This is a genomic window from Nocardia sp. NPDC101769, assembly GCF_044766925.1.
Taxonomy (GTDB): Bacteria; Actinomycetota; Actinomycetes; order Mycobacteriales; family Mycobacteriaceae; genus Nocardia.
The window spans coordinates 1-11,687 of sequence record NZ_JBIWMX010000078.1 but is presented as its reverse complement, the minus strand read 5'-3'; the positions used below and the strand labels follow the sequence as shown (position 1 = coordinate 11,687).

Annotated in this window: 19 protein-coding genes; 15 read left to right on the top strand and 4 right to left on the bottom strand. The window is 65.6% G+C overall.

The window, feature by feature from the left end:
• The first annotated feature begins 216 nt into the window (after window positions 1-216).
• From ACIRRA_RS44655 to ACIRRA_RS44630, 6 genes are all read left to right on the top strand, one after another.
• A complete protein-coding gene (locus tag ACIRRA_RS44655; protein ID WP_402781795.1) occupies window positions 217-348 on the top strand; it encodes a hypothetical protein in 132 nt (43 codons plus the stop codon).
• Between the two features lie 298 nt (window positions 349-646).
• Entirely contained in the window at window positions 647-1,042 is a 396-nt protein-coding gene (locus ACIRRA_RS44650) for an Lsr2 family protein (RefSeq protein ID WP_402781792.1), read from the top strand.
• Between the two features lie 566 nt (window positions 1,043-1,608).
• Window positions 1,609-2,259, top strand: coding sequence for a hypothetical protein (locus ACIRRA_RS44645; RefSeq protein WP_402781789.1), 651 nt, complete (start codon window positions 1,609-1,611; stop codon window positions 2,257-2,259).
• A gap of 110 nt (window positions 2,260-2,369) precedes the next feature.
• Window positions 2,370-3,008, top strand: a complete 639-nt coding sequence (locus ACIRRA_RS44640; protein ID WP_402781786.1) for a hypothetical protein — start codon at window positions 2,370-2,372, stop codon at window positions 3,006-3,008.
• Entirely contained in the window at window positions 3,005-3,445 is a 441-nt protein-coding gene (locus tag ACIRRA_RS44635; protein ID WP_402781783.1) for a hypothetical protein, read from the top strand. Before ACIRRA_RS44640 ends, ACIRRA_RS44635 begins: the two co-directional genes overlap by 4 nt.
• Window positions 3,446-3,451: 6 nt before the next feature.
• A complete protein-coding gene (locus tag ACIRRA_RS44630; RefSeq protein ID WP_402781780.1) occupies window positions 3,452-3,859 on the top strand; it encodes a hypothetical protein in 408 nt (135 codons plus the stop codon).
• Between the two features lie 158 nt (window positions 3,860-4,017).
• Here the strand turns inward: ACIRRA_RS44630 and ACIRRA_RS44625 are convergent, their stop codons facing one another.
• The 3 genes from ACIRRA_RS44625 to ACIRRA_RS44615 all read right to left on the bottom strand — a co-directional run bounded on the left by ACIRRA_RS44625 (window position 4,018) and on the right by ACIRRA_RS44615 (window position 5,133).
• Window positions 4,018-4,332, bottom strand: a complete 315-nt coding sequence (locus ACIRRA_RS44625) for a hypothetical protein (RefSeq protein WP_402781777.1) — start codon at window positions 4,330-4,332, stop codon at window positions 4,018-4,020.
• A 210-nt stretch (window positions 4,333-4,542) separates the two neighbouring features.
• Window positions 4,543-4,953 carry a hypothetical protein gene (locus tag ACIRRA_RS44620; RefSeq protein ID WP_402781774.1) on the bottom strand — a complete coding sequence of 137 codons (411 nt, stop codon included), beginning with the start codon at window positions 4,951-4,953 and terminating at the stop codon, window positions 4,543-4,545.
• Window positions 4,954-5,133: a hypothetical protein gene (locus ACIRRA_RS44615; protein WP_402781771.1), complete on the bottom strand. Its 180-nt coding sequence runs from the start codon at window positions 5,131-5,133 to the stop codon at window positions 4,954-4,956. It lies immediately after the preceding gene.
• A gap of 165 nt (window positions 5,134-5,298) precedes the next feature.
• Here ACIRRA_RS44615 and ACIRRA_RS44610 point away from each other — a divergent pair, with 165 nt between their 5' ends.
• On the top strand, window positions 5,299-6,120 hold the full coding sequence (locus ACIRRA_RS44610) for a hypothetical protein (RefSeq protein WP_402781768.1): 822 nt from the start codon (window positions 5,299-5,301) through the stop codon (window positions 6,118-6,120).
• A 625-nt stretch (window positions 6,121-6,745) separates the two neighbouring features.
• On the top strand, window positions 6,746-6,931 hold the full coding sequence (locus ACIRRA_RS44605) for a hypothetical protein (protein WP_402781765.1): 186 nt from the start codon (window positions 6,746-6,748) through the stop codon (window positions 6,929-6,931).
• Window positions 6,932-7,225: 294 nt separating this feature from the next.
• Here ACIRRA_RS44605 and ACIRRA_RS44600 read toward each other — a convergent pair whose 3' ends face one another.
• Window positions 7,226-7,981, bottom strand: a complete 756-nt coding sequence (locus ACIRRA_RS44600; RefSeq protein WP_402781762.1) for a hypothetical protein — start codon at window positions 7,979-7,981, stop codon at window positions 7,226-7,228.
• Between the two features lie 910 nt (window positions 7,982-8,891).
• Between ACIRRA_RS44600 and ACIRRA_RS44595 the strand changes: the two genes are divergently transcribed.
• The 7 genes from ACIRRA_RS44595 to ACIRRA_RS44565 all read left to right on the top strand — a co-directional run bounded on the left by ACIRRA_RS44595 (window position 8,892) and on the right by ACIRRA_RS44565 (window position 11,391).
• On the top strand, window positions 8,892-9,416 hold the full coding sequence (locus ACIRRA_RS44595) for a hypothetical protein (RefSeq protein WP_402781759.1): 525 nt from the start codon (window positions 8,892-8,894) through the stop codon (window positions 9,414-9,416).
• Window positions 9,417-9,455: 39 nt separating this feature from the next.
• The gene (locus ACIRRA_RS44590) at window positions 9,456-9,728 is read left to right on the top strand and encodes a hypothetical protein (protein WP_402781756.1); all 273 of its coding nucleotides are present in this window, start codon (window positions 9,456-9,458) and stop codon (window positions 9,726-9,728) included.
• 17 nt (window positions 9,729-9,745) lie between these two features.
• The gene (locus ACIRRA_RS44585) at window positions 9,746-9,976 is read left to right on the top strand and encodes a hypothetical protein (RefSeq protein ID WP_402781753.1); all 231 of its coding nucleotides are present in this window, start codon (window positions 9,746-9,748) and stop codon (window positions 9,974-9,976) included.
• Window positions 9,977-10,057: 81 nt separating this feature from the next.
• Window positions 10,058-10,252, top strand: coding sequence for a hypothetical protein (locus ACIRRA_RS44580; RefSeq protein WP_402781750.1), 195 nt, complete (start codon window positions 10,058-10,060; stop codon window positions 10,250-10,252).
• Between the two features lie 29 nt (window positions 10,253-10,281).
• Window positions 10,282-10,641: a hypothetical protein gene (locus tag ACIRRA_RS44575; protein ID WP_402781747.1), complete on the top strand. Its 360-nt coding sequence runs from the start codon at window positions 10,282-10,284 to the stop codon at window positions 10,639-10,641.
• Between the two features lie 96 nt (window positions 10,642-10,737).
• Window positions 10,738-11,052 carry a hypothetical protein gene (locus tag ACIRRA_RS44570; RefSeq protein WP_402781745.1) on the top strand — a complete coding sequence of 105 codons (315 nt, stop codon included), beginning with the start codon at window positions 10,738-10,740 and terminating at the stop codon, window positions 11,050-11,052.
• Window positions 11,053-11,136: 84 nt separating this feature from the next.
• The gene (locus tag ACIRRA_RS44565; protein ID WP_402781743.1) at window positions 11,137-11,391 is read left to right on the top strand and encodes a DUF6573 family protein; all 255 of its coding nucleotides are present in this window, start codon (window positions 11,137-11,139) and stop codon (window positions 11,389-11,391) included.
• Window positions 11,392-11,687: the final 296 nt, after the last annotated feature.

The window sequence follows — 11,687 nt, the reverse complement described above, 5'->3', positions numbered from 1 at the left end:
CCCAGTCCACCGCTCACTGACCGCCTATGACCACTGATCACCGGATGGACGGCCCGCGCAGTGGGCCGCCCACCCCCTGGAATCAATCATCTAGGCGAAGTCGCTGTCGCGTTCCGCCGGGCAGGGTGGGAAGTCCGCCCCGTCGAATTCGGCAAGCTCGTCCTCACCACGGACTGGGGCCGACTGCAAACTCTGTCCCACTACGGATTCATCCGAATGTCCGGCAAGATCGAACCCGACCGATGGAACGAGCTGGTCGGCCTCATGTCCGCCGAGGGGTGGAAGGCCGGCGGCGAACTCTATGCCGAAGACAACGACACCGTCCTCGTCCAGATCACCGCTGACTAGCCACGGCGGACTCGATTCGTGGCATTCTTCCCGCCGGGCAATGAAGAACTCGTTCCGCACTAACCGCCGCGCGCACCGAGCCGAAGCACCACGCACAGACGACTTTGTCCGACACTGTGCGCCATTCATCCATGCCGAGCCGTGTTGTGAGCACCTTGCAATCTCGCTTCGGCGCTGGCGCTGTCGCTGTGCTCGGCTAGGCCGAACAGTGGGATTGTCCCTCAGGACGGGTGCATAATCGGCACTGGGTTCCGACAACGTCCCGCTGGAGCGGGAGACAGAATGCACGAGGAGAGCGATGGCACGGAAGACACGGATCGTTGAAGACATCTTCGACGACCTCACCAACGAGAAGGTCGACGACGCCGAGCTGATCACGTTCAGCGTGCGCGGCGTCGACTATGAGTTCGACCTCTCCCCCGCCAGCACCAAGCTGTTCGACGAGGCGATGGCACCATTCATCAGCGCTGCGCGGGAGCAGCCGAGGAAGAAGCCCGCGCGTGGCGGAAAGAAGACCTCGCGGGTTCGTTCCGATGGGCCGGCCTTGATCCGCAAGTGGGCCAAGGAACACGGTCACAAAGTGTCGCCCCGCGGACGGATCGATGAAAGTGTCGTCGCCGCCTACCGCGCGGACCAGGGCATGCCGAAGGAGGCGGCTGCACCGAGCACCGCTTCATCGGACGCGGAGAACTGAGCCATTCTTTGGGTGATGACTAGCCTGATGACCAATAAGATACTTGTGTCATCAGGCCAGTCATCAGGTCGGTAACCAGGCTAGTCATCAGGCTGGTCACCACTCTGGCAGCTCTACGAGCTGCGGGTATCTGCTCTGGCACCCGTCCCCTCTGTCCGCAAGCGGCCAGAACTTCGACCACCCTTGCTCTGCGAGCACTCGAACAAGGGTGGTCGAAGTTACCGGGGACGGGTGCCAGAGCAGATACCCAGATGACCGAAGGTCATGAAAAGACAAAAAGATTCAAAAGCTCAACCTCCCCCCTGCCCCCTCCATTCATGGAGGGGGGTTCCACCTCCCCCTGCCCCCTCCTCGAGGAGGGGGTTCCCCTCCCCCTCGGCCTGCGCCCCCTCCCAGGAGGGGGCTGGCCTGCCGCCGCCTGACGGCGGCGGCTGCGCTGCCTGCTGCGCAGGCCGGCGCTTTGGTATTGCCCGTAGCGTGACTCATTGGCATTCCGCACGCGTGGGGCGGCGGCGTCTATCGGGATATCATAGACGCATTCTTCGGCAATGCGCAGTGGTGGGGTTGTGATGATTGACGCTGATTTGATGCGGCGAGTCCGCGCCTTTCCTGTTGACGCGGTTGCGACGGCCGACATTGATGCCGTCGTCGTTCTCACGTCCGCCGATGATGATTCTGGTCTACGTGGTGGCACCATTGCCGACGTCGACCGCATACGCGCTGCGGGACTTACCGCCGTCGCGCGTCAGCGAGCCCGGTGGCGACCGAGCTTCGCCAACAGAGCCATCAGCGAGCAGTTCAGTGCCCCGAAGCTCGCGGCGCAATCGCCGCAGGGGCATGCGCAGCGTACAGCGGTGAGAATGCCGCCGCCAGACCGACGTTCCGCGACCGAGACCGCATTGTTCTGGGTCGCGCTGCAACTGCTGGCAGATTGGCAGGCACCGAACGCGGCCGCCAAGACAGCCGCGTCGAAAGAAGTCCGCGCCGCCTGCGGTGCTGCCGCGTACGCACGCGCCAAGAATGTCGACGCCGATCTCATCGAAGAATCATTGACTGACGTTGCCGCGCTGTGTGATGCGCTCATCGCACGCGATGCGGCCATCGCCGCGAATGCGCCCGACAGCATTGGCCGCCACGACGACGCGGTCCGCGCCGTTCAACTACTCGCAACAGGCCTGCCGTCAGCGGCCCGTCTAGCCATCGAAGGATTCATGTGACGGACAACGCGGCACTGCCGAGACCCAGCAGAGGCAAAACCGCGCTGACACAGCGCGACGCCGCCGTGCTCGCGTGGCTCGGCGAAGTGAAAGTCGCTGGCACTGACACGATGCGGCAGGCCTATGCATTCTTCGGCACCGGCGAGCCGATGCCGAAACAGAACCTGTCTCGACGCCTGACACAGCTGACGAATGGCGGATACCTGGGCGCGGAGACGCTGCACCGCGGAAACAACCGGCGCGTCTACTGGCCCATCGCACGGCAATACCCGATCGCGCGCCGCACTCTGGCGCACGACCTCACCGTCGCGCACCTGTCGATCAATCTTCTCAGCGCCGGAAACGCACCGATCCTCATCCATAACAGGGAGCTGCCTACCCACATCGCGACCGAGCGCCGAATGTGGACCCAGGACGCGGCAGCGAGCACCACGACCCATCAGGCCGACGGACTGCTGTGGCAACCGAACAATGCCGCCGTGATCGTCGAAGTCGAGCTCTCGCCCAAAACGCCGACTCGGTTGAACACCATTCTGCGATCCCATGCCGACCGGCTCGAATCAGCCAACGACCCGGCCGCGCACCTGCTGTATCTGACAACGCGAACCGTTGGCCAGCTCATCGCCCGCGTGTGGCACAAGAACGGACACGCCGCCGACCACCCCGGACGAATGCAGATCATTCACGCCGTCGACGACACCACCCTCGGCATCCTGTCCAGATTCGCGCCCATCCCGATTCCCGCATGACCGTTGACGAATCCGGCACGGCCGCCGAACGAATCGAACGACCGGCCCCGCCAGGATCACCCACAGACATAGTCCGGCTGCGAAGCGGAAACGGCCTCATGGTGCGCGCGCAAATGCCGTCGATTCTCGTGTTGGGCTCATCCGGAGGTGCAGGAACAACCACGACCGCACTCGGCCTGGCCGCCGCCATTGCCACCGCGCCGCCAGCCACTCCGGACCAATGCCTCTCGCCCGTTGTCGTCGACGCCAGCCCGTGCGGCGGAGACGTCAAAGAACGCGGCTGCGACGCCGCGGACCCCGCGGGCACCGTGCAAACCTGGTTGACAATGCAACACCGCTCGTTTGCCTCGAAGGTGGTCGAGGCCTGCGGAGAAACCAGCGCCGAAACCGGCATACTGCCCCGCACAGCCGACCCCTTGCCGATGCGCGAAAGCTAGGGGTCGGTGCATCGCGACCTGTGCGACGCGGGAGCACTACCCGTCTATGACGGCGGCGCACCGGTCGCCAATCCCATGGTGCGGCCATTGCTCGGAGACCCGCGCATTGCCATCGTGATCACCCTCGCCGCGCGCGCCGACGCGGTCAACCGCTTGCGGCCCGCGCTCGCATGGCTCGACGTCAATTACAGCCAGCACCACATTGCCGACGCCGTCATCGTCGTCACCCGCCAAACCAGCGCCGACGGGCCGAACGTCGCCGCACACGCCCGCGAATACCTCGGCGCATTCGTCCGCGGGGTCGCCGAGATCCCCTACGACCTCCACCTCGCGGCCGGCGGCCGCATCACCTGGGACAAACTCGCCCACACCACCCAATCCGCGTACCGCAACGTGGTGAACCTGCTGCGCTGACAAACTCATCCGTCTTCCCAACGCCACCGACACAGGGGCGTCACGCAACCGGCCGGAATCCGGCGCTAAACACCCGTAGGGGTTGAGACCGATTTACCTATCAATCCGCATACCCTGACACAGGCCCTGGGCACGTCGAAAACCGGTGCTGCTGAACGCTAGTCGCGATCGGTCCAACGCTGTAGACACCACCAGATCCCACCGGCCACCGCGACGGCCGCGCCGAGCACGACCATCGGCAAACCCGGCCCCCACACCAGCTCACGCGAGCGATAGCTGACACCCGGCACATCGGGCAACAACGCGATCCCGATCGCCAGCACCGCCAGCGCACTCATCGCAACAGCGATCGCGAAACACAACACCGCGATCACAGCACCCCGAGACTCATCGATCGCCGCCCATACCACCGCGGTGCACAACACCGCCGCCGCGCCGCACGGGCGATTGGGGTAGTCGCGTGAGGGAATCATCGGTCACGCCCGACAGCTTGCCAGGACCTCGAAACCCCCACCCGCGCACTGCCGTACGGCCTCAACCTCACAGACAATGCTCAGATGCCGAAGTCCCGACCGCAGCGTATCCGGCTCGAGTTAGTGGCAGTAGGAGCGCTTTCCGCTGCCGCTAACCTGCCCCACAGATCCGGACTCTCCGCCGACCCCTGGTGGAGCCTGCCTGGATCTCTAGGACTCGTCGGTCAATTCGACCAACGGCACACGAACAGACAGCCGAGCCTGAACCGACCGCCAGCGCTCCGGATCGACAGTCACGATCTCCATAGCCTGCTTGCGCGCCGTGACCAGAGCATGCACCGCAGCCGGGTCATCGGGAACCTGCGCCAGGAACTCGGCCAGCTCCAACGCATCAACGGCATCCGAGAGAGGCTCTACCGCCGTATTCGTCATGGCCACCACGATGCCCAACAACTCCGCAGACCGCTCCACCGGCAACGCGGTGAACGCATACGCGAGCGTCACCACGGGCACCGACACCCGGATATCGCGATCATGCAGGGAAGCCAGCAAGGCACCAGAATTGTGATCGCCGTTGCCCAGAGCTGTCAGCAAGCGGTCGTCGAAGACATACCCGAACACTTAGCTGGCGCGGCGCTCGTGCAGCCGCTGCTTGAGGCGATTGGCGGTCTTCTCCGCCCACGCCACCGCGGCAGCATCGTTGCGCGCCTCGGCGAGGCGGGCCAGGCCCGCAGCCTTCGCCTGTTCGAGAAACACCTCACGGTCGGCGTCCGCCGCCGGGGTCGTCGTCTTCTCGGCCATGCGACGACTATAAGGCAACCAACCGACACCCGGGTGATCCGCGACGACGAGCCTTCACAGAGCGAAGTACTCGCCCGAGGAACCGACCGCCGCGAGCCGGTCGTCACCCCAAATGGGGTCCTGGTAGTAATCATGCGAAAAACAACGACAACGGCTTGACCAGCGATGATGGCTGACGCCCCGGTCCTCGGCCTCTTTATCGGGTATTACAGCGAGACCGCGCAGTCGATTGCGACCATTGTTCTTGTGAGCACTGAGCCCAGCGCTCCTCAACCCTCGGGCGAGGGGCCCGAGGCCGACGAGGCGCAGCCTCAACCATCACCGGCCTCTGCCGAACCGCCGGAGCCGCCAGCTGCGGATGAGCGGCCGGGCGCAACCTCTCCCGCTCCGAATGAACCCCAAGCCCGCGGTGCGGACCGTAGTGGACGATATGCACTCGTCACGGCGCTGAGTGCCGCACTGCTGTCAGGAGTCGTATCAGCCGGTGTCGCGGTCTACGTCAGCGCGAACCAGTTGGACCGCACCGCGCAGCTGACCGCGGAGTCGACACTACGAGCGGACCGGCAGAAGGCATACGCCGACTTCCTCAACTGTCTCGGCGACATAGCAAAAGGGATGGGCGGGCTGAAAGGCGTACTGACGGCGTACCCACACGACCGCCATCTCGTCAACCAAGCAGTAAAAGACTTCGGCGACGCCGTCAGCGCCGGTGCCAAAGCTGAAAACGTCGTGGCCGTCGCCGGGACCGACGGCATGTGGACCGTCATCACCGATTACAGGGACAACCTCGCGGTGCCTCTCGTGAACGAAGTCGCCGCCTTCTCGGTGCGCTACGTCGCGGCCGGAGGAGCAGGTGAGAACGACGACACAGGGATGGACCGAGCCTCCGCCGCACTCGTCACCACGATCAACGGCTACACGGACAAGATTGGCAAGCTTATCCACCAATTCGTTGACCAGGCCCGCGAGGACCTTCACACGTCGTAGACCACCTAGAACGGTGTCGAACGGACCAATCGCTCAGCAGCGAGGGCCCTGTTTGGGGTCCACGTAGTTTCCGGCGAGTTCTACCGGGACCCCTTCTCGTCGGCTTCCGTCAGGATCACATGTGGTCATCGAGTCATGCGCATTTCAGCATCGAAGCCGCGAGGGTCGTGCCGCTACGTCGATGAAGGCGGGGTCCCGGTAGTAATCACGCGAAAAACAACGACAACGGCTTGAGCTGCCGCGACACCGAACCCTCCCGCACTGCAGTCGCTCCCACAGGCTCACCTCCCAGCTCCCACACGTCCGAGCCCCTCACCGTCAGCGCGCGCGAGCGGCTCCGGAAGCGGTTGCGGCAGTGGTACTTTGGCCGCCGCTGTACCGGTTGCGCCCGGTCGGTGGCTTGGACGGCACAACCGCGGAGCGTCCACAGGCGCCAGCCGAGCTCACCAGGGTCTCCTTCTCGGCCACGACGCACGATCTGCCGAAGGCATACCACCCAGCGGGGGCACTCCAAAGCGCGCTACGCGTCACTACGTGATCGGCTGGCGCCGACCCTTTTCCGCGCCCCCACCGGGCGGTCTGGGCGGGGCCCAGATCGAACACCGCAACCGAGAAGGAGCCCCCAATGCACCCCGACGTCTACTACACCTGCGAGATCCGCGGTTGTGCCGCCCAATCCACCGACCTCCACCACTACACCTGGCAGAACAAGCCCCGCCACGCGTACAACTGCCGCACCCACTACCTCAACAACCTCTACATCGACGCCAACTTCGACCGCTGGCTCGACGAATACCTCAGCCCCGAATAGACCGCCCGGGGGCTTCGGCCCCCTCCCGGCTCCCCCGCCGCCCGATCACCGCGCGGCACTCCGGCATCACCACACGCGCACACCGAAACCCGCCAGACCCGGGCCGCCTCTCACCTCGATCACGCCCGCCCACACCAAGCCATGAGCTGCCGCGACACCGAGCCCTCCCGCACCTAGCGCAGCTCCCGCAGGCTCACCTCCCAGCCGACCTACGTACGCGAGGGGCCACGCCCGCATCGCCGGCGCCGCACCCCGATTACCCCCGCATCGGGGGAGCCGCGCTCCCCGCCAGGTTCACAGGTCGAGGAATTCCCGGCGCACGCCCGGCGCGGCCGCGCGGGGCTGGCCAGGATACATGCCCAGGCCCGGGAGCAACGCGTCGATCTCGCTGTGGCTCAACGGATCCGAGACCGGCGCGAGGCTGAGTGTGCCGCCGGGCAGTTCGACCCATTCCCCGGCCGTGTCCACCGCCCGCACGCGAACCACCTCACCCTCCAGCACGTAGACCACCGCGCGGAGCTGCGCGCGCCGCGCCAGCGGAATCGCGGTCGGCCCCGCGGACAGCCGACGGTCCATCTCCCGGTCCGGATCCGGTGAATCGGCGAATTCTTCCCGCCATCCCTGTACTGCCCGGCGGCTGCGATACATGACCAGCACCTGATCGGCGGCCGCAGGCTCCGGCGCGTCCGAATCGGGCAACCCCAGCAGCGGAAACGCCCGCCGAGCCCAATCCGCGGGCGCGATCATCGCCCGCAACCGGCCCCGCGCCAGCGCCGCCACATGCCGCCCCGCACACATCGTCTCGTGCAACGCCGCGAGCTTGGCCGGGACATCAGTGGCCGCCCACTGCTCACACTCGGCCTCGGGCACCACCAGCTGCTCGTCCTCACGCTGCGCACTCGCCCACGCCTCCCCCGACATCATCACCGCCCCCGGTGCCCCGTCCCAGGTCACGACCACGAACCCATGTGCCGCGGCTTGCTTGGACAGCGGCGAGAACTGCTTCTGCATCTGCTTGGTCGTCACCGTCGTCACCACATCCGCGGTCATCGCGCGCGCACCTTCCGTTCCCGGGCCCGCTCGAGCCTGGAGAGGAGCCCGGGGAACCGAATGCCTGAAAACAAACAGCGCCATCGTATTCGAATTCCACCCGAACACCGGAATTCGAGAAACCGCAACCAACCAATTTCCGAACTGCCCTCGAACGAGGGAACAGTCAGCACGCCCTCCCCACCGAATCCCCACTACTGGGCCGGCGCGGGTCGGCTGCCTCCGCGAGCTGCGCTCGCGCGGGTGCCAGTCCCGAGGGTGGTGGTGGTCCTTTCGGCAGGCCTTTACGGGGCTATCACTGCTGTCCGGAGGGGGCAAGCCGCGGAAAAGCGTCGCGGCTTGCCCCCTCCGGACAGCAGTGATCGGAGACGCCCCAGGCCCACCGAAAGAACCACCACCACCAACCACCCACCCCTGGCCGTGGCCTGTCACCCGAAAAAGAACCCCACGCCCTGGCGGGCGTGCACGGGGGCCAGCCCCCGGAGCCCCCGCCCTCGCCGGGAGCAGCGCCTCCAAAAGCCACCAAAAACCCGCAAAAACAACCCGAAGCCAGCGGAAAAAGCAGAGAAAAGCATCACACTACAATAGCCGCCCTTTTCTACTGAATTGAAACCGGTACATGATAATATATAACTACAAGGTTGAGGGAACGAAAAAGGAAGGGGAGCCATGGCTCTCGCGCCCGATCGCCTCTCTGATCATGGTCTTTGAGAACTTCACAGTGTGAGCCTGAGAGCGTTTCCGCGACTCTGACTCTGTTTCCCGCGCCAGAGCAGGCGAACCGGCAAAAGTTCGGACGTGTCTCAGGTCAGGGCCGAAACCCGCGTATCCGACGCGGAAACGCTCGCCGATACCGCCAGTAAAAGCGGCGAAAACAAATGCACGCAATTCCAGGAAAGGAATTAAATACATGAACGTGAATTCGGTGAATCCATTCGATATTCATCTCATTCACGCCGCGCCCGCACTGGTCGCGGCACTCCCGGCCATCGCGGGCGAGCCGATCCCCGGCCGGTCCCTGGTGCTGCTGGCGGTGGGCGAAATCGATGGGGGCTGGTCGGTGGTGCGCGGTATCCAGCGCTACCGCACCGAGCAGTTCGACGCCCACGACGGATGCCGCCTGCTCGAGGATGCCCACGGCGAGCGAGTGCACGTGCTCGGTGTGCTCGTCGACCGTGACACCACCCGCCACACCACCGCTCACGCCGCCCTTCTCGACGACGCCGGTTACTACCTGGACTTGCAGGACGCCGGACTGGTCACCGTCTACGCCACAACCGCCACCACGGCCGGGAGCCCGGTGTGGTCAGCGCACACCGGCACCTACCAAGGGCCGGTCCCGGCCGCGTGCCACCGCCACAGCGAAAGCGCCGTCTACCTGCTGCCCGCCGAGCTGACCGGCTTCACCGGCTACCCCGACCACTACGCCGCCTGAACACAGGCAGCCCAACAACCGGAAAGGAACAGTCGCGCAATGCAATTCGCCTTGGTCGACATCACCGACCACGCCCGAAGCCACCGCTTGGCCGTCGGCAAAGCATGGATCGAGAACGCCATCCCGGCCGAGACCCGCGCCCAGGTACTCACAGCCGCCGTCGCGGCCATGGTTCCGGTCGGGCCGCGCGAAATCCGCCGCATCACGATCCGCATCACAACGATGTCCGCCGGTGTCCTCACCGCCGCGCACTACTCGCTGATCCTGCGCCGCAACAACTACGGCACCCTCACCGCCACCATCCTCGCCTAACCCGAAAGGAACACGAAATGGCAGGCAGCGAACACATTCCCGGAGTGCAGCCCTACCGCATCCTGCGGCGCGGCAACTTCACCGCCACCGTCTACACCAGCCACCCCGAAGGGCAGCCCGACCCCTGGTACTGGGTCGAAACCGCCCACGGCCAGCAACTCGGCGAGGTCAAGACCTGCCCCGCGTCGGCCATCCTGATCGCCCGCCGCTACCTGCGGGCCGTCACCGACGCGCCCACCAACCCCTGACCAACCACTCGATTCGGTTCCGGCCCGGCTGGTCGCTATCCAGCCGGGCCGGGGCCGCTCACCTCAAGGAGACGAAACGCTATGGCGTTCACCGGAACCGTCACCAAGTACATCGACGCACTGCACGCCCACAACGAGACGTGCGAGACCTGCTGCCCCGGCGGCGGAGTGCCCAACCCCAACACCGGCCCGCTGTGCGACAGCGGCCGCGCCATCCGCCACGGCCTGGCCGACGCGCGCGGCCGCGCCGCCGGACGCACCGGCGCACTCCTCTAACCGGAAAGCTCGAAAGGACAACCACCACAATGGATTACCGCATCATTTCCGCCCGTTCGTTCAGCTTCACCGACCTTGCCGACAGCGTGCTTTCTCCCCAGGACTCGCGCCCGTTCGGGTTCTCCGGGTGGCTGGGCACCGTCCAGCATGCCGACGGATCGATCAGTTTCGTGTCTCGGCTGAGCGGCGAACGTCTGTGGTACGTCGATTGCCGCATGAGCGCCGCCGCCGTCACCGAATGGGATCACCCTTTCGGTTCCCGCGAAGGCCACACCCTGCACCCCGCGCCGCTCGCGCTGACCGGCGCACTCAACCGGCATATCCCGACCCTGTTCGGGCAGGACCGGGGCGAGTTCCTCCGCGCGGTCACCCTCCAGTCCCGCATTTGAGCCGACCGGACAACCCAATAACAGCAGGCAAGGCCCGAGCTAGTCGCTATCTAGCTCGGGCCTTTGCCGCCTCACTGTAAGAGAAAGCAACCCGCTATGACAACCCCGATCGAGTTCCACCAGGGCATCGCGTCGAGTTCGTGGCGGTTCACCGCCGCTAATGGAACCGCCCACCTGCTGACGCTGGCCCACCTGAGCGGCTGGACTTTCACCGCCACCGACGCCGACTTGCGATACGTGCCGGTCCCCACCATCGAAGTCCGCACCCTGGCCCTCGGCGCAAGCAGCTACCGCACCGTCAAACGCCTCGACATCGAGGGAGCCACCCAACGGCACATCCCCTGGGACGCTGCCGAACACGCCGCCACCGTCTACCGCGACGCCATCGCCGCCCAGGACACCCAGGGATGAACCGGCCCGACCGGCGCACCCGAGCACCACCACGGCGCGCCGGTCACCAACCCCCCCGAAACACCCTCTACCGCAAAGGAAACCATGAACACCGATGCCACTGGCTGGAAAGTTATCCACACCTACAGCCGCGCCCAAGCCATCGCCGACGGCTTCTTGCACGACGTGAGCGAGCTGGCCCGCGAAGCCGGATTCCGGCACCCGGTCGCCATCGCCGAACACGCCTGGGCCGCCGCCGTCGCCTGGGACGAGGACGGCAAACACGGCCAGTCGATCACCGGCCGCACCTGGGATGTGCTGACCATGGCGATGCTCGCCGCCCGGATGAACCGCCGTTGATGCAGCCGGAGTGGGCCTTGATGAGGCGTTCGTAAATCGTTTTCCAACACCACGGCACCCGAACGTGAATCGGCAGGATTGGGGTTCGGATGCCGTGTCGAAAAGCGTGTTGCGAAGTCGGGGTGCTGGCTATGTGGGGAGCGGGCAGGGCGGATATCACGAAATCAACTGTCGCCCTGCGGATTCGCGCCGATGCGCAGTCCACGGTCGATGAAGTTGATCATCCAGTCGAAGCTGACCTCCGGATCCGCGGTCCACTGGAACCCGCCGGAGGTCTGCAGCGAGGCGAATCCGTG